At 41.8% G+C, this 22415-nt stretch carries 37 protein-coding genes; 35 read left to right on the forward strand and 2 right to left on the reverse strand.

From position 1 onward, the window contains the following. The 33 genes from rpsC (at position 1) to KYJ26_RS06130 (ending at position 19324) form a co-directional block, all read left to right on the forward strand. Positions 1-657, forward strand: coding sequence for a 30S ribosomal protein S3 (rpsC, locus tag KYJ26_RS05970; RefSeq protein WP_034765973.1), 657 nt, complete (start codon positions 1-3; stop codon positions 655-657). A 2-nt stretch (positions 658-659) separates the two neighbouring features. Next, positions 660-1094 carry a 50S ribosomal protein L16 gene (gene rplP / locus KYJ26_RS05975; protein ID WP_034765971.1) on the forward strand — a complete coding sequence of 145 codons (435 nt, stop codon included), beginning with the start codon at positions 660-662 and terminating at the stop codon, positions 1092-1094. Further along, positions 1084-1287, forward strand: a complete 204-nt coding sequence (rpmC, locus tag KYJ26_RS05980; protein ID WP_032085278.1) for a 50S ribosomal protein L29 — start codon at positions 1084-1086, stop codon at positions 1285-1287. The genes rplP and rpmC overlap by 11 nt, the downstream gene beginning before the upstream one ends. Positions 1288-1307: 20 nt before the next feature. Continuing rightward, on the forward strand, positions 1308-1571 hold the full coding sequence (rpsQ, locus tag KYJ26_RS05985) for a 30S ribosomal protein S17 (protein ID WP_032085279.1): 264 nt from the start codon (positions 1308-1310) through the stop codon (positions 1569-1571). A gap of 44 nt (positions 1572-1615) precedes the next feature. After that, on the forward strand, positions 1616-1984 hold the full coding sequence (rplN, locus tag KYJ26_RS05990) for a 50S ribosomal protein L14 (protein WP_032085280.1): 369 nt from the start codon (positions 1616-1618) through the stop codon (positions 1982-1984). Positions 1985-2023: 39 nt separating this feature from the next. Beyond that, positions 2024-2335, forward strand: coding sequence for a 50S ribosomal protein L24 (rplX, locus tag KYJ26_RS05995; RefSeq protein ID WP_034765969.1), 312 nt, complete (start codon positions 2024-2026; stop codon positions 2333-2335). A gap of 26 nt (positions 2336-2361) precedes the next feature. Further along, positions 2362-2901, forward strand: coding sequence for a 50S ribosomal protein L5 (gene rplE, locus KYJ26_RS06000; protein WP_034765967.1), 540 nt, complete (start codon positions 2362-2364; stop codon positions 2899-2901). A gap of 24 nt (positions 2902-2925) precedes the next feature. After that, a complete protein-coding gene (locus KYJ26_RS06005) occupies positions 2926-3111 on the forward strand; it encodes a type Z 30S ribosomal protein S14 (RefSeq protein ID WP_044340528.1) in 186 nt (61 codons plus the stop codon). Between the two features lie 30 nt (positions 3112-3141). Then, positions 3142-3540 (forward strand): 30S ribosomal protein S8, encoded by a 399-nt coding sequence (gene rpsH / locus KYJ26_RS06010; protein ID WP_034765964.1) that lies wholly within the window; start codon positions 3142-3144, stop codon positions 3538-3540. Positions 3541-3570: 30 nt separating this feature from the next. Then, positions 3571-4110 carry a 50S ribosomal protein L6 gene (gene rplF, locus KYJ26_RS06015; RefSeq protein ID WP_219166397.1) on the forward strand — a complete coding sequence of 180 codons (540 nt, stop codon included), beginning with the start codon at positions 3571-3573 and terminating at the stop codon, positions 4108-4110. Between the two features lie 33 nt (positions 4111-4143). Next, on the forward strand, positions 4144-4506 hold the full coding sequence (rplR, locus tag KYJ26_RS06020; protein WP_034765960.1) for a 50S ribosomal protein L18: 363 nt from the start codon (positions 4144-4146) through the stop codon (positions 4504-4506). A 23-nt stretch (positions 4507-4529) separates the two neighbouring features. Further along, positions 4530-5030, forward strand: a complete 501-nt coding sequence (gene rpsE, locus KYJ26_RS06025; RefSeq protein WP_044340531.1) for a 30S ribosomal protein S5 — start codon at positions 4530-4532, stop codon at positions 5028-5030. Between the two features lie 13 nt (positions 5031-5043). Next, entirely contained in the window at positions 5044-5226 is a 183-nt protein-coding gene (rpmD, locus tag KYJ26_RS06030) for a 50S ribosomal protein L30 (RefSeq protein ID WP_034765956.1), read from the forward strand. Positions 5227-5258: 32 nt separating this feature from the next. Beyond that, positions 5259-5699, forward strand: coding sequence for a 50S ribosomal protein L15 (gene rplO / locus KYJ26_RS06035; RefSeq protein WP_206857904.1), 441 nt, complete (start codon positions 5259-5261; stop codon positions 5697-5699). Continuing rightward, a complete protein-coding gene (gene secY / locus KYJ26_RS06040; protein WP_219166398.1) occupies positions 5699-6991 on the forward strand; it encodes a preprotein translocase subunit SecY in 1293 nt (430 codons plus the stop codon). Before rplO ends, secY begins: the two co-directional genes overlap by 1 nt. A gap of 61 nt (positions 6992-7052) precedes the next feature. Beyond that, positions 7053-7703 (forward strand): adenylate kinase, encoded by a 651-nt coding sequence (locus KYJ26_RS06045; protein ID WP_219166399.1) that lies wholly within the window; start codon positions 7053-7055, stop codon positions 7701-7703. Further along, positions 7703-8449, forward strand: a complete 747-nt coding sequence (map, locus tag KYJ26_RS06050) for a type I methionyl aminopeptidase (RefSeq protein WP_206857900.1) — start codon at positions 7703-7705, stop codon at positions 8447-8449. The genes KYJ26_RS06045 and map overlap by 1 nt, the downstream gene beginning before the upstream one ends. An 18-nt stretch (positions 8450-8467) precedes the next feature. Beyond that, complete coding sequence (locus KYJ26_RS06055; RefSeq protein ID WP_374939755.1) at positions 8468-8788, forward strand: RNA-binding protein; 321 nt, start codon at positions 8468-8470, stop codon at positions 8786-8788. Next, positions 8781-8999, forward strand: coding sequence for a translation initiation factor IF-1 (infA, locus tag KYJ26_RS06060; RefSeq protein ID WP_034765945.1), 219 nt, complete (start codon positions 8781-8783; stop codon positions 8997-8999). Before KYJ26_RS06055 ends, infA begins: the two co-directional genes overlap by 8 nt. A 38-nt stretch (positions 9000-9037) precedes the next feature. After that, a complete protein-coding gene (rpmJ, locus tag KYJ26_RS06065; RefSeq protein ID WP_003156543.1) occupies positions 9038-9151 on the forward strand; it encodes a 50S ribosomal protein L36 in 114 nt (37 codons plus the stop codon). Between the two features lie 24 nt (positions 9152-9175). Then, positions 9176-9541 carry a 30S ribosomal protein S13 gene (gene rpsM / locus KYJ26_RS06070; RefSeq protein WP_034765943.1) on the forward strand — a complete coding sequence of 122 codons (366 nt, stop codon included), beginning with the start codon at positions 9176-9178 and terminating at the stop codon, positions 9539-9541. 25 nt (positions 9542-9566) lie between these two features. After that, on the forward strand, positions 9567-9956 hold the full coding sequence (rpsK, locus tag KYJ26_RS06075; RefSeq protein ID WP_032085294.1) for a 30S ribosomal protein S11: 390 nt from the start codon (positions 9567-9569) through the stop codon (positions 9954-9956). Positions 9957-10126: 170 nt separating this feature from the next. Then, a complete protein-coding gene (locus KYJ26_RS06080) occupies positions 10127-11071 on the forward strand; it encodes a DNA-directed RNA polymerase subunit alpha (protein ID WP_034765941.1) in 945 nt (314 codons plus the stop codon). Between the two features lie 46 nt (positions 11072-11117). Further along, positions 11118-11480, forward strand: a complete 363-nt coding sequence (gene rplQ, locus KYJ26_RS06085) for a 50S ribosomal protein L17 (RefSeq protein WP_034765940.1) — start codon at positions 11118-11120, stop codon at positions 11478-11480. 279 nt (positions 11481-11759) lie between these two features. Then, positions 11760-12596, forward strand: coding sequence for an energy-coupling factor ABC transporter ATP-binding protein (locus KYJ26_RS06090; RefSeq protein ID WP_219166401.1), 837 nt, complete (start codon positions 11760-11762; stop codon positions 12594-12596). Continuing rightward, on the forward strand, positions 12572-13441 hold the full coding sequence (locus tag KYJ26_RS06095) for an energy-coupling factor ABC transporter ATP-binding protein (protein WP_219166402.1): 870 nt from the start codon (positions 12572-12574) through the stop codon (positions 13439-13441). The genes KYJ26_RS06090 and KYJ26_RS06095 overlap by 25 nt, the downstream gene beginning before the upstream one ends. Beyond that, complete coding sequence (locus KYJ26_RS06100) at positions 13438-14235, forward strand: energy-coupling factor transporter transmembrane component T family protein (protein ID WP_219166403.1); 798 nt, start codon at positions 13438-13440, stop codon at positions 14233-14235. Before KYJ26_RS06095 ends, KYJ26_RS06100 begins: the two co-directional genes overlap by 4 nt. 14 nt (positions 14236-14249) lie before the next feature. Beyond that, positions 14250-15002: a tRNA pseudouridine(38-40) synthase TruA gene (truA, locus tag KYJ26_RS06105; RefSeq protein WP_219166404.1), complete on the forward strand. Its 753-nt coding sequence runs from the start codon at positions 14250-14252 to the stop codon at positions 15000-15002. A gap of 321 nt (positions 15003-15323) precedes the next feature. Next, a complete protein-coding gene (gene rplM, locus KYJ26_RS06110; RefSeq protein ID WP_034765935.1) occupies positions 15324-15761 on the forward strand; it encodes a 50S ribosomal protein L13 in 438 nt (145 codons plus the stop codon). A gap of 22 nt (positions 15762-15783) precedes the next feature. Continuing rightward, positions 15784-16176 carry a 30S ribosomal protein S9 gene (rpsI, locus tag KYJ26_RS06115; protein WP_034765933.1) on the forward strand — a complete coding sequence of 131 codons (393 nt, stop codon included), beginning with the start codon at positions 15784-15786 and terminating at the stop codon, positions 16174-16176. 244 nt (positions 16177-16420) lie between these two features. Next, positions 16421-16867 (forward strand): DUF2521 family protein, encoded by a 447-nt coding sequence (locus KYJ26_RS06120; protein WP_219166405.1) that lies wholly within the window; start codon positions 16421-16423, stop codon positions 16865-16867. Between the two features lie 93 nt (positions 16868-16960). Further along, positions 16961-17689, forward strand: a complete 729-nt coding sequence (cwlD, locus tag KYJ26_RS06125; RefSeq protein ID WP_219166406.1) for an N-acetylmuramoyl-L-alanine amidase CwlD — start codon at positions 16961-16963, stop codon at positions 17687-17689. Positions 17690-18274: 585 nt separating this feature from the next. Beyond that, a complete protein-coding gene (locus KYJ26_RS06130; RefSeq protein ID WP_219166407.1) occupies positions 18275-19324 on the forward strand; it encodes an Mrp/NBP35 family ATP-binding protein in 1050 nt (349 codons plus the stop codon). An 80-nt stretch (positions 19325-19404) separates the two neighbouring features. On the opposite strand, the gene gerD is transcribed toward KYJ26_RS06130, so the two are convergent. Then, positions 19405-20055 carry a spore germination lipoprotein GerD gene (gene gerD / locus KYJ26_RS06135; RefSeq protein WP_219166408.1) on the reverse strand — a complete coding sequence of 217 codons (651 nt, stop codon included), beginning with the start codon at positions 20053-20055 and terminating at the stop codon, positions 19405-19407. Between the two features lie 149 nt (positions 20056-20204). Here gerD and KYJ26_RS06140 point away from each other — a divergent pair, with 149 nt between their 5' ends. Next, positions 20205-20840: a KinB-signaling pathway activation protein gene (locus KYJ26_RS06140; RefSeq protein ID WP_219166409.1), complete on the forward strand. Its 636-nt coding sequence runs from the start codon at positions 20205-20207 to the stop codon at positions 20838-20840. A 42-nt stretch (positions 20841-20882) separates the two neighbouring features. Here the strand turns inward: KYJ26_RS06140 and pdaB are convergent, their stop codons facing one another. After that, positions 20883-21632: a polysaccharide deacetylase family sporulation protein PdaB gene (pdaB, locus tag KYJ26_RS06145; protein ID WP_219166410.1), complete on the reverse strand. Its 750-nt coding sequence runs from the start codon at positions 21630-21632 to the stop codon at positions 20883-20885. A 140-nt stretch (positions 21633-21772) separates the two neighbouring features. On the opposite strand from pdaB, the gene KYJ26_RS06150 reads away from it, so the two are divergent. Beyond that, the gene (locus KYJ26_RS06150) at positions 21773-22000 is read left to right on the forward strand and encodes a hypothetical protein (protein ID WP_113970914.1); all 228 of its coding nucleotides are present in this window, start codon (positions 21773-21775) and stop codon (positions 21998-22000) included. Positions 22001-22415 lie beyond the last annotated feature (415 nt).

Consider the following 22415-nt stretch of genomic DNA (forward strand, 5'->3'; position numbering starts at 1 on the left):
GTGGGTCAAAAAGTACATCCGGTCGGACTTCGTGTCGGTATAATCCGTGATTGGGAATCTAAATGGTACGCAGATAAAGATTACGCTAATCTATTACACGAAGACATTAAAGTACGTGAATATATTGCAAAACGTTTAGTTGACGCTTCTGTTTCTAAAGTAGAAATCGAACGCGCAGCAAACCGTATTAACATTACCGTTCATACAGCTAAGCCTGGTATGGTTATCGGTAAAGGTGGTACAGAAGTTGAAGCACTTCGTAAAGCACTTAACGAACTTACTTCAAAACGTGTACACATCAACATCGTTGAAATCAAAAGAGCTGACGTTGATGCTAAATTAGTAGCTGAAAACATCGCTCGTCAATTAGAAAACCGTGTTTCTTTCCGTCGTGCTCAGAAGCAATCAATCCAACGTGCGATGCGTGCTGGTGCAAAAGGAATTAAAACACAAGTATCTGGTCGTCTAGGCGGAGCAGATATCGCTCGTGCAGAACATTACAGTGAAGGTACTGTTCCACTTCATACACTACGCGCTGACATTGACTATGCTCATGCAGAAGCTGACACAACTTACGGTAAGCTTGGCGTTAAAGTATGGATCTATCGTGGAGAAGTTCTTCCTACAAGAAAGAAATCTGAGGAAGGAGGCAAATAATTATGTTATTACCTAAACGCGTTAAACATCGTCGCGAACACCGCGGAAAAATGCGTGGACGTGCTAAAGGCGGTCAAGAAGTAGCGTTCGGTGAATACGGTTTACAAGCAGTTGAGGCTTCTTGGATCACAAACCGTCAAATCGAATCAGCTCGTATCGCTATGACTCGTTACATGAAACGTGGCGGTAAAGTATGGATTAAAATCTTCCCTCATAAGCCTTACACTGCTAAGCCTTTAGAAGTACGTATGGGTTCAGGTAAAGGTGCTCCAGAAGGTTGGGTAGCAGTAGTTAAGCCTGGAAAAATCATGTTTGAAATCGCTGGTGTTTCTGAAGAGGTTGCTCGTGAAGCACTTCGTCTAGCATCACATAAACTTCCAATCAAAACGAAGTTTGTAAAACGTGAGGAAATTGGTGGTGAATCAAATGAAAACTAATGAAATTCGTGACCTAACCACTGCTGAAATAGAACAAAAAGTAAAAACTCTGAAAGAAGAGTTATTTAACCTTCGCTTCCAACTTGCGACTGGGCAATTAGAAAATACAGCTCGCATCCGTGAAGTCCGCAAAGGGATCGCTCGTATGAAAACTGTAATCCGTGAAAGAGAGATCGGGGTTAACAATCGATAAATGAGAGGAGGTTTGCTTAAATGAGTGACCGCAACCAACGTAAGGTATACACTGGCCGTGTTGTTTCCGACAAAATGGATAAAACAGTAACGGTTATGGTAGAAACTTATAAAAAGCATTCTCTATACGGCAAGCGCGTTAAGTACTCTAAGAAGTTTAAAACTCATGATGAGAACAACGAAGCAAAAGTAGGCGATATCGTACGTATCATGGAGACTCGTCCACTATCTGCTACAAAACGTTTCCGTTTAGTAGAAGTTGTTGAAAAAGCAGTTATTATCTAATATATTTGTTCGGATATTTTATATTCCGAAGGGAGGTTACCTACATGATTCAACAAGAATCACGTTTAAAAGTTGCTGACAACTCTGGTGCTCGTGAAGTATTAACTATCAAAGTACTTGGTGGTTCTGGACGCAAGACAGCTAACATCGGTGATGTTATCGTGTGTACAGTAAAACAAGCAACACCAGGTGGCGTTGTTAAAAAAGGTGACGTAGTAAAAGCGGTTGTTGTACGTACTAAGTCTGGTGTACGTCGTCAAGACGGTACTTACATCAAGTTCGACGAGAACGCTTGTGTCATTATCCGTGACGATAAAGGACCACGTGGAACTCGTATCTTCGGACCTGTTGCCCGTGAACTACGTGACAGCAACTTTATGAAAATTGTATCTTTAGCTCCAGAAGTTCTTTAATAGATATTAGCATTGGGCCATTCAAGGAGGTGCGATGAAATGCATGTAAAAAAAGGCGATAAAGTAATGGTCATTACTGGGAAAGACAAAGGCAAAACAGGTGTTGTTCTTGCTTCATTCCCAAAGAAAGACCGAGTGCTAGTTGAAGGTATCAACGTTGTGAAAAAACACGCCAAGCCTTCACAGATGAACCCGCAAGGCGGAATCATCAGCCAGGAAGCATCTATCCATGTATCAAATGTTATGCTTCTAGATCCGAAATCTAACGAGCCAACTCGTGTAGGTTACAAGACAGAAGACGGCAAAAAAGTACGTGTAGCAAAAAAATCAGGTGAAGTTCTAGATAAATAGTACGATTAAGAAGGGAGGTATTCTGAATGAACCGCCTAAAAGAAAAATTTCAACAAGAAATCAGTCCAGCTCTAGTTAGCAAATTCAATTACAAATCAGTAATGGAAGTACCTAAAGTTGAAAAGATCGTTGTCAACATGGGTATCGGTGATGCTGTTCAAAACTCAAAAGCTCTTGATGTAGCTGTTGATGAATTAACTCAAATCACTGGTCAAAAACCAGTTGTTACAAAAGCTAAAAAATCTATCGCAGGCTTCCGTCTTCGTGAAGGTATGCCAATCGGTGCAAAAGTTACTCTACGCGGAGAGCGTATGTACCAATTCTTAGATAAATTAATTTCTGTTTCACTTCCACGTGTACGTGACTTCCGTGGTGTTTCTAAAAAAGCATTCGACGGTCGCGGTAACTACACATTAGGAGTTAAAGAGCAATTGATTTTCCCTGAGATTGATTATGATAAAGTGTCTAAAGTACGCGGTATGGATATCGTTATCGTAACAACTGCGAACACAGACGAAGAAGCTCGTGAATTATTGACACAAATCGGAATGCCATTCCAAAAGTAATCGCTATATAAGGGAGGCGAAAATGTGGCTAAAAAATCTATGATTGCGAAACAAAAACGCGCGCCAAAGCATAATGTTCAAGCGTACACTCGTTGCGAACGTTGCGGACGTCCTCATTCAGTTATCCGTAAATTCAAGCTTTGCCGTATTTGTTTCCGTGAACTTGCATACAAGGGTCAGATTCCTGGCGTTAAGAAAGCTAGTTGGTAATACCCTATATTGGGAAGGAGGTAAATTATTATGACAATGACAGATCCAATTGCAGATTTGCTAACTCGCATCCGTAATGCGAACATGGTTCGTCACGAAAGATTAGAAGTTCCTGCTTCTAACATCAAGAAAGAAATTGCAGAAATCCTTAAACGTGAAGGTTTCGTACGTGACGTAGAATATGTAGAAGATAACAAGCAAGGTGTTATCCGCATTTTCTTAAAATATGGAGCAAACAACGAACGAGTAATTACTGGATTAAAGCGTATCTCTAAACCTGGTTTACGTGTATATGCAAAATCAACAGAGGTACCTAAAGTACTAAACGGTTTAGGTATCGCACTTGTTTCTACTTCTACAGGTGTTTTAACTGATAAAGAAGCTCGTGCTCAACAAGTAGGCGGAGAAGTACTAGCTTACGTTTGGTAATATTTTTTATATGAATGGAGGTGCAACAGGATGTCACGTGTAGGAAAACTACCAGTAGAAATTCCATCTGACGTTACTCTAACAGTAGGTGAAAACAACACTGTAACTGTAAAAGGACCTAAAGGGGAACTTTCTCGTACATTCAATTCTGATATTAAAGTTGAATTAGAAGGAAACGTAGCGACAGTTACTCGTCCTTCTGATGCAAAAGAACACCGCGCGTTACACGGTACAACTCGTGCCCTAATCGCGAACATGGTTGAAGGTGTATCTAAAGGATTCCAAAGAAATCTTGAGCTAGTCGGTGTAGGTTACCGTGCTCAAAAACAAGGTACGAAGCTTGTACTTAACGTTGGTTACTCTCACCCAGTTGAGATCGAACCAGAACAAGGTATCGAGATCGAAGTACCAGCTAATACAAAGATATCTATCAAAGGTATCGACAAAGAACGTGTTGGAGCATTAGCTGCTAACATTCGTGCTGTACGCTCTCCTGAGCCTTACAAAGGAAAAGGTATTCGCTACGAAGGTGAATATGTTCGTCGTAAAGAAGGTAAAACAGGTAAATAATGCCGCGTAGGCAAAAGAAAGGAGTGACCGTAGGTGATTACTAAGCCAGATAAGAACAAAACACGTAAGAAAAGACATGCTCGTGTCCGTTCAAAGATTACTGGAACTGAAACTCGTCCTCGTTTGAACGTTTTCCGTTCTAACAAAAATATCTACGCTCAACTTATCGATGATATGAATGGTGTTACTCTAGTTAGTGCATCTTCTCAAGATAAAGATTTCAACCTAGATTCTTCTGCTACAACTGATGCAGCAGCAAAAGTTGGAGAACTAGTTGCGAAACGTGCAGTAGAAAAAGGATTAAAATCCGTAGTATTTGACCGTGGTGGATATTTATATCATGGCCGTATCAAAGCTTTAGCTGAAGCAGCTCGTGAAAACGGCTTAGAATTTTAATAAAAAAAGGAGGGACAATCCAGATGCGTCGTATTGATCCAAGCAAACTAGAATTTGAAGAACGCGTAGTTACAATCAATCGTGTTGCGAAAGTAGTTAAAGGTGGACGTCGTTTCCGTTTCGCTGCTCTTGTAGTAGTGGGCGACAAAAACGGTCACGTTGGTTTCGGAACTGGTAAAGCTCAGGAAGTACCTGATGCAATCCGTAAAGCGATTGAAGATGCGAAGAAAAATCTAATTGAAGTTCCTATGGTTGAAGGTACAACTCCTCACCTAGTAACTGGACGATTTGGTGCTGGTCAGATCCTGATCAAACCTGCTTCTGCGGGTACAGGAATCATCGCCGGTGGACCTGTTCGTGCCGTACTTGAATTAGCTGGTGTTCAAGATATCCTATCTAAATCATTAGGATCTAACACTCCAATTAACATGGTTCGCGCTACTATCGAAGGTTTAAAACAATTAAAGCGTGCTGAAGACGTAGCTAAACTACGTGGTAAATCAGTAGAAGAGATCTTAGGTTAAGGGAGGGATAACGATGGCTAACAAACTAGAAATTACCCTCACTCGCAGCATCATTGGCCGTCCTCAAGATCAACGCAAAACGGTTGAAGCTTTAGGACTTCGCAAAATGCACCAAACAGTTGAGCAACAAGATAATGCTGCTATCCGCGGTATGATCAACAAAGTGGCTCACCTTGTTACAGTAACTGAAAAATAATTCTTAACGCTTAAAAAGAAGGAGGTGCCGACATGAAATTACATGAGTTAAAGCCTACAGAAGGTTCACGTAAAGTCCGCAATCGTGTAGGACGTGGTATTGGTTCAGGTAATGGAAAGACTGCTGGTAAAGGTCATAAAGGACAAAACGCCCGTTCAGGTGGCGGAACTCGTCCTGGCTTCGAGGGTGGTCAAACACCATTGTTCCAACGTCTACCAAAACGTGGATTCACGAACATCAATCGTAAAGAATATGCAATCGTCAATCTTGACGCATTGAATCGCTTCGAAGATGGTACAGAAGTTACTCCAGCTCTACTTGTAGAATCTGGTGTAGTGAGAAACGAAAAAGCAGGAATTAAGATTCTTGGTAAAGGTTCAATCGAGAAAAAGCTTACAGTAAAAGCAAACAAATTCTCAACCACTGCTAAAGAAGCTATCGAAGCTGCTGGCGGTACATCCGAGGTGATCTAATGTTTCAAACTGTCTCCAATTTTATGCGCGTGGGTGATATAAGAAACAAAATTATCTTCACCCTTCTAATGTTAATTGTCTTTCGTCTTGGTACCTTTATTCCGGTACCAAACGTAGACGCTAATGTACTAAAAATGCAAGACCAGGCAGGGATCCTTGGATTCCTGAATACATTTGGTGGCGGTGCGTTAAAGAACTTCTCCATCTTCGCGATGGGAATCATGCCTTATATCACGGCTTCGATCATTGTACAGCTCCTGCAAATGGATGTTGTGCCGAAGTTTACTGAGTGGTCTAAGCAAGGTGAAGTCGGGCGCCGAAAACTAGCTCAGTTCACACGTTATTTCACTATCATTCTAGGGTTTATCCAAGCTTTAGGTATGTCCTATGGCTTCAATAGAATTTACGGTGGAATGCTTATCCAAAGCCCGGGAGTCAGTACGTACCTACTAATAGCGTTAGTTCTAACAGCTGGTACGGCTTTTCTTATGTGGTTGGGTGAACAAATCACGGCTAAAGGTGTTGGGAATGGTATTTCGATCCTGATCTTTGCGGGTATCGTCGCTGCGATCCCTAACACTGTCAACCAAATCTATGCTCAACAAATCGAGGGGGCAGGCGAACAGCTCTTCCTTCGCATTGTGGTTCTTGCACTTCTTGTTTTAGCGGTTATTGCAATCGTGGTTGGTGTCGTGTTTATCCAACAAGCACTTCGTAAAATTCCGATTCAATATGCAAAACGTTTAGTGGGGCGTAGTCCGGTTGGTGGACAATCAACACATCTACCATTAAAGGTAAATGCTGCGGGTGTTATTCCAGTTATCTTTGCGATATCTTTCATTATCACGCCACAGACCATTTCATCCTTCTTTGGAGATAATGATGTGACCAGTACTATCCAGTACATTTTTGATTACACCAAACCAGTTGGTATGATCATCTATGTAGCTCTGATCGTTGCCTTTACGTATTTCTATGCTTTCATTCAAGTGAATCCAGAACAAATGGCTGAAAACTTGAAGAAGCAAGGTGGATATATCCCTGGTATTCGTCCAGGTAAAACCACACAAGAGTATCTCACTCGCGTTCTGTATCGTCTAACATTTGTTGGGGCTATCTTCTTAGCTGTCATTTCAGTCCTACCAGTTTTCTTCATTAACTTTGCAGGATTACCTCCTGCAGCTCAAATCGGTGGAACAAGCTTACTGATCGTAGTAGGGGTTGCACTTGAGACAATGAAGCAACTAGAGGCACAGTTAGTGAAACGTCACTACAAAGGATTCATTAAATAAGAGGGTTTTCGGGAACGTATCGTTCCTGAAACCATTTTATAGACAATTAGGGGGAGTACGAGTGAATATAGTTCTTATGGGCTTACCAGGCGCAGGAAAAGGCACTCAAGCTGAAAAGATCGTAGATAAATATGGTATCCCCCATATCTCTACAGGCGATATGTTCCGTGCAGCTATTAAAGAAGGTACTGAACTAGGCTTGAAGGCTAAATCATTCATGGATAATGGCGATCTTGTTCCTGATGAAGTAACAATCGGCATCGTACGTGAACGATTAAGCAAAGCGGACTGTGAAAAAGGCTTCTTACTGGATGGGTTTCCGAGAACGGTTGCTCAGGCAGAAGCACTTGAAAACATCCTAGCTGATCTTGGTAAAAAAATGAATTATGTCATTAATATAAATGTAGATAAGGACATCCTGATGGAGCGCTTGACAGGTCGCAGAATCTGTAAAGAGTGCGGCGCTACTTATCATCTTGTCTTTAACCCGCCAACAGAAGAGGGTGTTTGTGATCGCTGCGGCGGCGAGTTATATCAACGCGCAGATGATAACGAAGAAACAGTTCAAAACCGTTTGGACGTAAACATCAAACAAACCCAACCACTATTGGCTTACTACGAAGATAAGGGCTATCTGAAAAACATTGACGGTCAACAAGACATCCATAGAGTGTTTGATGACATTGATGAACTACTTGGAGGCCTTTCATAATGATCATTTCTAAAACTCCGAGAGAGATTGAGATTATGCGGCATGCTGGTAAGATCGTTGCATTAACTCATGCGGAATTGCAAAAGTATATTTCTCCGGGAATTACGACGAAAGAATTGGATGCAATTGCTGAAAAATTCATTCGTAAACATGATGCAATTCCATCTTTTAAAGGGTATAATGGGTTTCGTGGCAGCATCTGTGCTTCAGTCAACAATGAGTTGGTACATGGAATTCCAGGCGATCGGGTATTGAAGGATGGCGATATAATCAGTATCGATATCGGTGCTAAATATAACGGTTATCACGGTGACTCAGCTTGGACATATCCAGTTGGAACAATAGATGATGAAACCCAGAAGCTTCTGGATGTTACAGAGGAATCATTATTCCTTGGACTAAAAGAAGCGAAACCAGGCGAGCGTCTGTCGAATATCTCTCATAGTATACAAACTTTTGTTGAGGCTAATGGCTTTTCGATCGTTCGGGAGTATGTGGGACACGGAGTTGGTCAAGACTTACATGAGGACCCGCAAATCCCTCATTATGGACCACCCAACAAAGGTCCGCGTCTGAAGCCTGGCATGGTACTGGCTATTGAACCAATGGTTAATGCAGGTAGTCGATATGTTAGAACGTTATCAGATAACTGGACAGTCGTCACAGTAGATGATAAAATGTGTGCGCACTTTGAACACACCATTGCAATTACTGAAGACGGCTATGAGATATTGACGAAAGCCTAAGTGAAGGTGATTGGATTGATCGAGTCAGATACGACGGTTCCGAGGATTGGCCAGATTGTTCAAACCCTTAAAGGGAGAGAAACAGGAAGCTACTCGGTCGTTGTTCAGCAGTTGGATGAACGTTTTGTACTCATAGCGGATGGGGATAGACGAAAGTTTGATCGCGCCAAGCGAAAGAACATCGCTCATCTTCACTTGTGTGACTATGTTTCTCCAGAAGTTCAAAACAGTATTATAGAATCAGGCAGAGTAACGAACGGTAAACTGCGTTATGCTGTTTCAAAGTTTGTTAACGAAGTGTTAAATGATGAGAAGAAGGGAGACATGTTCGATGGCTAAGGATGATGTAATTGAAGTTGAAGGTAAGGTCGCCGAGACTTTGCCCAATGCGATGTTTAAGGTAGAATTAGAAAATGGTCATACAGTACTGGCACATGTTTCAGGAAAGATCCGTATGCATTTCATTCGTATCCTACCTGGTGACAAGGTAACAGTAGAATTATCACCGTATGACTTAACTCGTGGTAGAATCACTTATCGTTATAAATAATCTATTGCACTCCGTACTATTAAGGAGGTTAGAATAAGATGAAAGTTAGACCATCTGTTAAGCCGATCTGCGAAAAATGTAAAGTTATTCGTAGAAAAGGTAAAGTCATGGTTATCTGTGAAAACCCTAAACACAAACAAAAACAAGGCTAATCTTAAAGGAGGTGCGCTATCACTATGGCACGTATTGCTGGTGTAGACATTCCACGTGACAAACGTGTTGTCATTTCATTAACATACATCTACGGTATTGGTAAAAATACTGCAGCGAAAATCTTATCTGAAGCTGGTGTATCTGAGGATACTCGCGTTCGCGATCTTACTGACGACGAACTAGGAAAGATTCGTGATATCGTTGATAAATTAAAAGTAGAAGGTGATCTTCGTCGTGAAGTATCACTAAACATCAAACGTCTTATGGAAATCGGTTCATACCGCGGTCTTCGTCACCGTCGTGGACTACCTGTTCGTGGACAACATACGAAGAACAATGCTCGTACACGTAAAGGTCCTCGTAAGACTGTAGCTAACAAGAAAAAATAATAGGTAAAGGAGGTTACTTCTTAGTATGGCACGTAAAACTAATACTCGTAAACGTCGTGTGAAAAAGAATATCGAAGCTGGTATTGCACACATTCGTTCTACATTCAATAACACAATCGTAACTATTACTGATGTTCACGGAAATGCTGTTGCTTGGTCAAGTGCAGGTTCACTAGGATTCAGAGGTTCTCGTAAATCTACTCCATTCGCAGCGCAAATGGCAGCTGAAACAGCAGCTAAAGCTTCTCAAGAACATGGTCTAAAAACTCTTGAAGTAACAGTTAAAGGTCCTGGTGCTGGTCGTGAAGCAGCTATCCGTGCTCTTCAAGCAGCAGGTCTAGAAGTTACTGCAATCAGAGACGTTACTCCAGTTCCTCATAATGGATGCCGTCCACCAAAACGTCGCCGCGTTTAATTTTCTGTATAAATTTTGTATCGTTGTCTATAATGGGATATGATACAAGATACGTTCATTCAGAAAAGTAACCAGTTGTTGGTGCACAATAGGGAACGTAAACATGGGGAATTTCGGACTTTATCTTATTTAGCCCGGAGTTTCGACGTTTTGAAGGAGGGTAAATATTAATGATCGAAATTGAAAAGCCAAAAATTGAAACGGTTGAGATCAGCGATGATGCCACATATGGAAAGTTCGTCGTAGAACCACTTGAGCGTGGATATGGTACAACTTTGGGTAACTCCTTACGTCGTATCCTATTATCGTCACTCCCAGGTGCTGCTGTCACATCTATTCAAATAGATGGAGTACTGCATGAGTTTTCAACAATTGAAGGCGTCGTAGAGGATGTCACATCCATCATTTTGAATATCAAGAAGCTAGCGTTGAAGATCTACTCTGATGAAGAAAAAACGCTGGAGATTGATGTACAGGGTGAAGGAGTCGTGACGGCTGCTGATATTACTCATGATAGTGATGTTGAAGTGTTAAATCCTGATTTACACATCGCAACGTTATCTAAGAGTGGTCACTTCCGTGTGCGTTTAAGTGCATCCCGTGGTCGTGGGTACAGACCAGCAGACCAAAACAAACGTGAGGATCTTCCAATTGGCGTGATCCCAATCGATTCTATTTACACTCCAGTTTCACGCGTTAACTATCAAATAGAAAATACTCGTGTTGGTCAAATGACGAACTACGATAAACTTTCTCTTGATGTATGGACTGATGGAAGTATTGGACCAAAAGAAGCGATTTCTTTAGGTGCTAAGATTCTAACAGAACACTTAAATATTTTCGTTGGCCTTACAGATGAAGCGCAGAATGCTGAAATCATGGTAGAAAAAGAAGAAGACCAAAAAGAAAAAGTTCTTGAGATGACCATCGAAGAATTAGATCTTTCTGTTCGTTCTTATAACTGCCTGAAGCGTGCTGGAATCAATACTGTTCAAGAGCTTGCTAACAAGACTGAAGAAGATATGATGAAAGTGCGTAACCTTGGACGTAAATCCCTTGAAGAGGTTAAAGTTAAACTTGAAGACCTTGGACTCGGTTTACGTAAAGACGACTGATAACATCTTCTTTCATATATAGACTCAACAAAGGAGGGAACCCTTAATGGCTTACAGAAAGTTAGGACGTACCAGTGCTCAACGTAAAGCAATGCTACGTGATTTAGCTACAGACCTAATCATTAACGAGCGCATCGAAACAACTGAAACTCGTGCGAAAGAGCTTCGTTCAGTTGTGGAAAAAATGATCACACTCGGTAAACGTGGTGACATTCACGCGCGTCGTCAAGCTGGTGCATTCATTCGTAAAGAAGTTGCAAACGCTGAAAACAACCAAGATGCTTTACAAAAGTTATTCTCTGACATCGCTCCTCGTTACACAGAGCGTCAAGGCGGATATACTCGCATTATGAAGGTTGGTCCTCGCCGTGGTGACGGTGCTCCAATGGCAATCATCGAATTAGTTTAATAATTCGTGACTTCTAACATTAAGGGCGGGACAGTTAATCCTTAACTGCTTCTTTGCCCTTTTTGTATAAGTGCATGTGATGAAAAGCAGAGCGTTACGATGAGCAGCGCTGTCTGACTCGTCTAGCTCGTGCACCCCTTCCAACTTCTATGTTCATAGAAGCTGTTCAGTGGATGAACAAGAAAAGACTCTCTTTTCTTTGGTCGGGGTGCAGGCTTTTTTTTATATGCAAAGGTTTTAGCAGAGCTGAGTTAGGATAGCGTAGAGGAGGTTACAGAATTGAAGGAAATCATTAAAGTTGAAGATGTGTATTTCAGATACCCTGATCAGGAATCCTACGCCCTGAAAGGCATCAGCCTGACGGTCAATCAAGGTGAGTGGCTGGCGATTGTCGGTCATAATGGGTCAGGTAAATCCACCTTAGCCAAAATGTTGAATGGTCTACACTTCCCGGAGAAGGGACTTGTGACGGTGGATGGAATCACTCTTGCTGAAAACTCTATTTGGGACATCCGTTCAAAGCTAGGTATGGTTTTTCAGAATCCCGATAATCAGTTTGTTGGTGCTACAGTGGAAGATGATGTGGCTTTTGGGTTAGAAAACCATGGCGTACCGAATGAATCGATGGTACAGAGGGTCAATGATGCTTTAAAAAGTGTCCATATGGAAGATTTTCTTGATCAAGAGCCGCACCATTTATCAGGTGGTCAGAAGCAGCGAGTAGCGATTGCAGGCGTTGTAGCCTTACAGCCATCAATCATCATCTTAGATGAAGCAACATCGATGCTTGATCCAAAAGGAAGACAAGAGGTCCTTGAAACAGTACGGAAGCTGAAAGAGGAAGAGAACTTAACGGTGATCTCCATCACCCATGACCTGGAGGAAGCAACAAAGGCAGATCGAATGATTGTCTTAAATCAAGGGATGGTCTTTAAGGAAGGGATTCCAGAGGACATTTTCCTTCTGGAGGACGAGCTATTGAAGCTTGGCTTGGATTCCCCCTTTACCATTAAGCTTGCAGGAGCTTTGAAAGAAGCAGGTATTTCCTTGTCTAAAACTTATTTTACAGAAGAAGAGTTGGTGGATGAATTATGCAAATCACATTTCAACAGGTAGAATACCGATATTCATTCAACACTCCATTCGAAAAACTTGCCCTTGAAGATATTAATCTTTCAATCCCCACAGGTCAGTTTCTCGCGGTGATCGGCCATACCGGTTCAGGGAAGTCTACACTGGTGCAGCATCTAAACGGATTATTAAAACCCACAGATGGACTCGTCCAAGTAGGTGAGCACGAAATCAAGGCAAAGCAAAAGGTGAAGAACTTAAAGCCGGTCAGACAGAAGGTAGGCATCGTCTTCCAATTCCCAGAACATCAGCTGTTTGAGGAAACCGTCCTCAAGGATATCTGCTACGGGCCCATGAATTTCGGGGTGTCGGAGGAAGAAGCGATCCGGAGAGCCAAAGAACTGATCGTTAAAGTGGGACTGTCAGAGGACGTACTGCAGAAATCCCCATTTGATCTGTCAGGCGGACAAATGAGACGTGTTGCCATTGCAGGTGTGCTGGCCATGAATCCTGAGGTCATTGTACTGGATGAGCCGACGGCAGGGCTTGATCCAAGGGGGCAACGGGAGATCATGGACATGTTCTATACCCTTCATAAGGAAAAAGGTCTGACCACGATTCTTGTGACTCATAGTATGGAGGATGCTGCTCATTACGCAGAAGAGATCGTCATCATGCAAAAAGGACGTTTAAAGAGAAAAGGAAGTCCCAGAGACATTTTTTCAGGTGCCGATGAACTGTTTGAGATGGGATTGGACGTTCCCGATGTCGTCCGTTTTCAATATCAGTTTGAACAGAGGTCAGGGAAGAAACTTCCGAAGACTTGTTTAACGATAGATGAATTGGCATCAGCTATCCGTGCAACTCGGGATGGGGGTGAGGGGCTATGATGGAGAAAATGATTTTCGGTCGATATGTACCGGCGAAATCCATCCTTCACCAAATGGATCCGAGGGCAAAGCTATTATTTATATTCGGGTTTATATGCGTCGTATTCCTGGCAAATAATGCTGTTACGTACGCACTGCTCGGTCTTTTTACGTTTAGCGCACTCATTTTATCCAATTTATCCATCCGATTCATCATCGGAGGACTGAAGCCCATTCTTTGGCTGATTCTGTTTACGTTCTTTTTACATGTATTTTTCACAAAGGAAGGCCCGGTCATTCTTGACTTGGGGGTATTGTCTGTTCATGAAGAGGGTTTAAGGCAAGGGGTTTTTATCTCTTTACGATTCTTTTATCTTATTCTTGTTACATCTTTATTGACGCTGACGACTTCTCCCATAACGATTACAGATGGACTTGAAACTCTTTTGAATCCATTGAAGAAAGTGAAGTTCCCTGTTCATGAACTGGCACTGATGATGTCGATTTCCCTTCGCTTTATCCCGACGTTAATGGAGGAGACCGACAAAATCATGAAGGCCCAGATCGCAAGGGGTGCCGAGTTTTCATCAGGCCCGATTAAAGACCGGATCAAGGCCATCATCCCTTTATTGATCCCTCTTTTCGTCAGTGCTTTTAAAAGGGCTGAAGACCTGGCGACCGCCATGGAAGCAAGAGGCTATCAAGGAGGAGAGGGGAGGACGAAATACCGCCTGTTATCCTGGCATAAGAAGGATACAGGAGCGTTAATTGTCCTTGCCCTCCTGACAGCTGTATTAATCATTTTCAGAGGATAACGGGAGTGTCGCGAATGCAAAGAGTGAAGTGTACCATCGCCTATGATGGGACGTCTTTTCATGGTTATCAGGTACAACCGAGAGAACGGACCGTCCAGGGTGTCCTGGAAGACGTCTTATCGTCCATCCATAAGGGTGAGAGAATACGTATCAGTGGTTCTGGCAGGACGGATGCAGGAGTACATGCCAATGGCCAGGTGTTTCATTTTGATACACCCCTATCCATTCCAGAAGAGAAATGGCCGGTTGTACTCAATACGAGGTTACCCGATGAGGTGACTGTGAAAGACGCTGCTTTTGTTTCCGCTGACTTCCACTCAAGGTTTTCGGTGGAGAAGAAGGAGTACCGCTACCGGGTCTATACGGGAGAATCGAGAAGTCCATTCAAACGTCACTTCGCCCTTCACTATCCTTATGGTCTTTCGGTGTCCGACATGGAGCGTGCTGCCAGTCACCTCATCGGTGAGCATGACTTCACCAGTTTCTGCTCGGCTAAGACAGAAGTGGAAGACAAAGTAAGGACGATCCACCATATTGGCATTCATGAGCATGAAGAAGAAATCATCTTTTCATTTGTGGGAAATGGATTTTTGTATAATATGGTGAGGATCCTGGTAGGTACTTTATTGGAGGTAGGTTCTGGGAATACTCCTGTAGAAGATATACCTGGAATACTGGAAGCCCGGGATCGTGATCGTGCAGGAAAGACCGCACCCCCGCATGGGTTGTATTTGTGGAAGGTGGATTATGGTTCTGCTGAGATTTAGTAAGCACCCTTTTGTGGATTGTAGCGGAAGGTGCTCAACTCACGCCCCGCCGAAAGCGAGCACCTGGAGCGGAAAACAACGGGCGCTATCTATATACAGAACAAAAGTTTATTATTGGAAATCCTGAACATGCATTATTAATGATAATCATGTTTCAAAAAAAATACTAAAACAACTAATCCTGGTGTAACATTCTCTTGACAATAGACTGGGAACAAGATAATATAGCATATGGTATGTTATTAACCCCACGATAAGCCCCGGAAACTTATTGTGATTAGAAAATAAATACTACGGATTCATTAAATAGGAGGTTAAATCATGCGTACAACGTATATGGCAAAAGCCAACCAAATCGATCGTAAATGGTTCGTTGTAGATGCTGAAGGTAAAACTCTTGGACGTCTATCCAGTGAAGTTGCTTCAATTCTACGCGGAAAACACAAACCAACATTCACACCACATGTTGACACTGGTGATCATGTAATCATTCTTAATGCTTCAAAAATTGAATTAACTGGGAAGAAGTTAACGGACAAGATCTACTACCGTCACACAAATCACCCAGGTGGTTTAAAACAACGTACAGCATTAGAAATGCGTACAAACTACTCTGAGAAAATGTTAGAGCTTACTATCAAAGGTATGCTTCCTAAAGGTTCTCTAGGTCGTCAAATGTTCAAGAAATTACATGTATATGCTGGAGCAGAGCATCCACATCAAGCACAACAACCTGAAGTTTACGAACTTCGTGGATAATTAATAAGAGGAGGTTATTATCTTGGCTCAAGTTCAATATTACGGAACTGGTCGTCGTAAGAGCTCAGTAGCTCGTGTACGTTTAGTACCAGGTAACGGAAACATTGTTATCAATGATCGTGAAGTAGAAGTTTATATCCCATTCGCAGCACTAAGAGAAGTAATTAAGCAACCACTAGTTGCAACTGAAACTCTTGGTAACTATGACGTTTTAGTAAACGTTAATGGTGGAGGCTATGCTGGTCAAGCTGGTGCGATCCGTCACGGAATCGCTCGTGCTTTACTACAAGCAGACCCAGAATACCGTGGAACACTAAAACGCGCTGGATTATTAACTCGTGACTCTCGTATGAAAGAGCGTAAAAAATACGGTCTTAAAGGTGCACGTCGCGCGCCACAATTCTCTAAGCGTTAATTATTATTTCACACAAAAGCTCAGCCGATTCTGTCGGCTGGGCTTTTTTTATTGCGTTGAGGGAGTTCGTTTTGAGGGACGGACCTCCAATTCTCATGAGATTCTGTACCAATATGCATTTATACCAAGAAACTATATCCTTTCGAAGGCTCATTATGGAGGTCCGTCCCTCAAAAAATTGGTAACAGTTACTCGAATGAAGTGCGGTGTTGGGTAGGAAAATACGTTCAAAGGGGTGGATGATTTGAACGTTATTACAACTTTCAATACAAAGAGAAGAGAAAAGCAAATTAAGACGGAAAGAACGTTACTGAAAGAAATTTCGATTAAGATGCTGCAGGAGAGCGTGAGGCGGCATTTTGGATATATAAAGGTTCAAGGCGGCGTATTTATGCAGCAGGGGTTTGATGAGGCATGTTTTGATGTAGCCATAGAAGCCTACTTACTCGGAGGCAAGGTGAGTAAATTCGGTTACTCAGGTGAAGACACAGAGTTAGTCAAAAAGCGCTGTGAGGAAGAAATGAAGCATTTTATCGATACGCTTTATAACTTCTGGTTGTACTGGTCTGAGATGGGTGTCTCCAATCAGGTTGATGAGTCCTTTTACTTTTGCTGTGAACACTTCGTTGAAACATGGTGGTCTGAAGGATATGAAAAAGGAATCAAGCGTCACAAACTGCGTTTGAATTAATTTCAGTTCTAAATCCCATTCTTGTCCCATATTTTTTAGTAAAGGCAGCGGGAATTCTTTTCCGTGGTTAAGACTGGAAATGGGAGGACTGGGATGGTTCAGAAACTGAAGGTTATCGGGATAATTTCTGCACTGGCTATATTATTATTTATCATTCAATATAAGATTTTAGACAAGGATACATGGGACTCTTGGAATCTTCCCCTATCAGGTAAAATCATTTATATAGATCCAGGGCATGGTGGACCGGATGGCGGAGCGGGTGATCAGAAAGCCCTGGAAAAGGATATTGCTCTAAATGTATCTTTAATGATACGGGATTATCTACAAGAACAAGGAGCTCTCGTGATCCTGACACGTGAGAAGGATGAAGATCTGGCAGATGAAGATACAAGAGGATATAGCCGACGGAAAGTGGAGGATTTAAAGAAAAGGCTCAGCTTAATTAATGAGTCAGAGGCGGATATGTTTCTTAGCATACACCTGAACTCCATTCCTTCTCCGAAATGGAGCGGGGCCCAAACGTTTTATAATCCTAAGTATGAAGAAAACAAAGCTCTTGCTAAAGCCATTCAAGGAGAACTTACTCGGAATTTAGAAAACACGACAAGAGAAGCAAAAGGTCTTCAAAATGTCTACATCCTAAAACACGCGAAAAAATCCGGTGCCCTCGTGGAGATTGGGTTCCTATCCAATCCAGGTGAGCGGGCAAACCTTCTAAAAGAGGATTACCAGCAAAAAATTGCTGCCTCTGTGTATCAAGGTGTACTCAACTACCTGACCATGGACGATAATGACAAAAAAGAAGCTGACGAGGAATAACTAAATGGTTTCGTTTTGAGGTGCTTTTTAAAAAATATGTGCCGAATTGGCAGTTTGAATAGTATATGGAAAGTAGAACTCGCCGAGGAAATTTGGCGAGTTTCTTTATTGGGAATACAATTGAAATGTCTTGCCCTTTATAGAAGAACAAGCCAAAATAAAATAAGCGGAGATTTTCCGGTTATATTCAGAGTGGAAGTTATATTGGTGTAAATAAGCGGAGGTTTTCCGACTATGCAAAAAAAATCACCTATTTTTGTATTCTTTTGAGTAAATAAGCGGAATCATTCCGTCTATTTCTGCCTTTTTAAATATTCATTACTAATCAAGCGGAATTTTCCCGTCTATTTGGTGAGAAGGCCCGGCCGAACGTCCGTGAAAAGCGGAGTAGTTCCCCTCACGCTCTGGCACCTCTAAATGACAGAGCATTTGATAAATCGGGGTCTGGTGATAGCATATCAAAAGATCCTTATTTTATTATTCAACAAATGCATTCAAAACCTTTTGAGCATTCATTCAATGCAGAATATGTTATACTGAACACAGAAAGTTGAAAACGAATACATAAATAAAGGGTGGTTATTCATGTTAACGGAACAACAGACGCGAGAGCTATTATTTGGATTAAAAGATCCTTTTTTAAATAAAACGTTACAAGAAACAAATGGAGTTGTAGACATTTCCGTAAAAGAAGAAAAGAACCATGTCAGTGTGAAGATTGCCATCGCGAAGACAGGTACTGGGGAGCAAATGCAGTTCCAGCAACAAATTGTCCAAGTGTTAAAAGAGAACGGAGCGGAATCTGTAGGAATACGATTCACGGAGCTTCCCGAAGAGGAGCTTGAAAAGCATAGAGGAGCGGGTGGAGAAGGAACGGATTTATTATCACCTGCAAGTAAGACAACCTTCATCGCGATTGCCAGCGGAAAAGGCGGAGTGGGGAAATCAACGGTATCCGTCAACCTGGCCGTATCTTTAGCCCGTCAAGGTAAAAAAGTGGGGCTGGTGGATGCCGACATTTATGGGTTTAGCGTACCAGATATGATGGGAATCGTGAAACGCCCAGTCGTGAGGGGAGAGAGAATTATTCCAGTAGAACGATTCGGGGTAAAGGTCATCTCCATGGGATTCTTCGTAGAAGATAACGCACCTGTCATTTGGAGAGGACCGATGCTTGGGAAAATGCTCAATAACTTCTTCTCTGAAGTCGAGTGGGGCGATTTAGACTATCTACTTCTCGATCTTCCTCCGGGGACTGGAGACGTGGCTCTCGACCTTCATACGATGCTTCCGCATTGTAAGGAGATCATCGTGACGACTCCGCATCCAACGGCAGCATTCGTAGCGGCTCGTGCAGGTGCAATGGCCCTTCAAACGGATCACGATATTCTAGGGGTAGTAGAAAACATGTCTTATTTTGAAAGCAAACTGACCGGTGAAAAGGAATTCGTATTCGGTCAAGGCGGAGGAGAGAAGCTTACAGAAGAACTCCGTACAGACTTATTAGGTAAGCTTCCGCTTCAACAGCCGGACTGGAATGAAGAGGATTTTGCTCCTTCTATTTATGCAGAAGATCACCGACTTGGTCAGATATATGGCGAAATCGCACATAAAGTGATTGAAAAGCTATCGTAGGGAAACAGCTAAAAAGGACAAATGCAGAAACTGCATTTGTCCTTTTGAAATTCCAGGATCAAACAAAGCGGTTACCAGCCTTATTGCCCGCCGCCTCCGCTGCCTGAGCCTCCGGTGTCCCCGGAACCTCCCTGACTATCTCCAGAAGAAGAGGATTCGCTTCCGCCGCCTTCACTTTTCCCCCCATCTTTCATTTCGCCGGCAGCCTTCAATAGTACATCCTGAAGTTTAGCCTTGAATAATGGGCTTTCAAATGTTTCGGTGATGACCTTTTGCAGATATTCTTTGTATTCCTGGCTTTTTAAGACTTCTGTAAGTTCTTTCTTGAATTCAGGATCCTTGAGGAGGTCCATCATCATTCCTTGATACTCGGGATCTTTCATCAAGTCTTTGAGTAATTTTTCGTTGCCGGATTTCATGCTTTTGGCCATGGCTTCTGCAAACTTCGGATCCTCAAAGGATTTTTTCCAGAACTCTGTTCCTTTGTCGGATGTCAGCGTTTTGGAAATGGTATCCGTAACGACTTTCTGATCCATAATGAGCTCAGATTTCATTTTTTCATCTGACATGACTTCCTGGATGGCTTTTTTTCCATCGTCGGTCTTTAATATATCGACAACCATTTTCTTGGTTTCTTCATAATCCATTTTGCCACTGCCCGTTTCTCCACCACCGCTACAAGCGGATAGAAGAAGGACGGTCAGTAGAAAAAGAAAGGAATATTTTTTCATGGGTAGGCTCCTTCCATACAAATTCCCTTACATTTAATATGAGAAAAAACGAAAAAAATATGCACAGGGATAATTGGAATCTGGATTTTTTAAACATGCGTTGGTACAATCAAATGAGTGTATATTTTTTTATATGGGGGAAAATAGAAGTGACCATCCGCAATTGGATTCGTTTATTTATTCATACGTTAGTAATCGGTGGAGCCGTAACAGGTGTGGCCGCCCTTCTTATCAGATGGGATCAGTTCGGACCATATTTTCAAGACGGCGACGTGATTGGCATATTATCAAGTCTGCTTTGGTTCATATTTGTCGGATTTACATTCAGTGTCATCAGTCAAATGGGGTACTTTGCTTACTTGACCATTCATCAATTCGGAATGGGAATGTTTAAGAGCTTGTGGAATTCCGTTCAACTGGTACTGATTGCCCTTGTACTGTTTGATTTGATTTACTTCCGGTTCAGGGCATTTGCTGTAGAGGGTGAATCATATTCGCCGTATATTCTGCTCGGCTTTGGAATTTTAGCGGTGGGCCTTATCGTGGCTTATGTAAAGAACAGACAATCAGAAGCTAAAACCAACACATTTGTATCAGCACTGTTTTTTATGATTGTAGTGACAACACTAGAATGGCTACCGGTGTTATTGGTGAATTCGGTGAGATGGCTGTATCTAATGCTACTAGCTTTACTTGCCTGTAACGCATTCCAGCTGTTACGCCTTCCTAAGTATATAGAGAAATCCCAAATAGAAAGAGAACAAAAGCACTCGGCCAAGAGCTGAAAAAAATCCCGCAGATGAACATATCTCATCTGCGGGATTTTTTTATTGTATTAAGGATGATTTGGCATCACCGTTTGAGATCATATCAGACACGGTAATGAAGTTACCTTTCTTTTTTAGCTCACTTACAATGGACGGCAAGGCATCCTTCGTCTGTTTGGCAGAATCTGATGCATGGAGAAGGACGATATCCCCTTTTTTAGCCTTGCTTACATTCTTAGTGATTTCTGCTACTCCGGGATTTGTCCAATCCTTGGAGTCGACACTCCAGTGGACGACTGTTAAGCCTAGAGAATCAGCCACCTTTAACGTTTCTTTGTTCAAATGACCAGTTGGTACCCGTAATAATTTCACTTCTTTCACATTCAGTTTCTTAAAGACGGTATCGGCTTTCAATATATCCTGCTTAATCTTACTCGGTTCCATCTCCGTATAGTCGGAATAAGCATAGCCGAGATTTCCGATTTCATAGCCCTGCTTCACGATTTGTTCCACTAGATCAGGATGACGTTCAGCCCAGGCTCCCGAAAGAAAGAAGGTAGCGGATGTAACATTCCTCTTCTTCAATTCCTCAAGAATAGGCTTGGCCTTTTCATCCCCCCAACCAATGTTAAAGGTAATCGCTATTCCCTTTTCCCCTTTGTAAATCGCTTTCGGACCATCTTTCGTACCAAATACGGAAAGGCTCGAGAGGTTACTGCTATATACAAACAAAGCAGTAAAGAAAGAGATCACGATGATCAGACTAATTTGCTTTAATTTCTTAGCGTTCACTGTATGAAACGTATTCACAGAATCATCCCTCCGTTCAACCGTCTATATTTATTAAAGATATGCATGTCCCCGGAAAAAATATCTATCTGATGAAAAAATGATTATAAATTTCACTTAATGGAAAAAACTACAAATACAAACATAAAGGGGTGACATACTTGCTGGGGTTAATGATTAATGATAGAGAGAAACAGGAAATAGAGTATTTATTGAAAAGAGAAATGGATGAAATCCTATTTGATCTAAAAGATTCTCGAATTGATCATATCGTTAAGAGAGCAATGGATGAACGGTATAAAATCTTATTTTCCCTTTTTAAACGATTTGCGAGTCATAAGGAATGTTTGAAATATATGAAGACGGCAGCCAAGAAAGAAACCTATTAATGGCAAGAAAGCTCCTGTTTTAAGTTTATGGACAAGCAGGAGCTGCAATCTCATCAATGGAAATAGGCTGTCCATAATGAGGAGAATCTCTTAAGGAGAAGTGATGGATGTAAAAGAAGTAATGTGCTTGAAATAATTTATTAAAAAAGTTCACAAAATGTATTGACCCTTATTTAAAAACTTGATATAGTAATAAACGTCGCTGAAACACAATGAATTATTTAGAAGAAACACCAATAAATAATTTTGAAAAACAGTTGACATCACAAAGTGATTTGTGATAAATTAATAAAGTCGCTTCTAACGGAGTGATCGCATATTGAACCTTGAAAACTGAACAAAACAAGACAATACGTCAACGTTAATTCTAGATTTATTTTTAAAGAGCTATTCAAACTTTTATCGGAGAGTTTGA

The sequence above is a fragment of the Rossellomorea orangium genome (assembly GCF_019334305.1).
Classification (GTDB): domain Bacteria; phylum Bacillota; class Bacilli; order Bacillales; family Bacillaceae_B; genus Rossellomorea.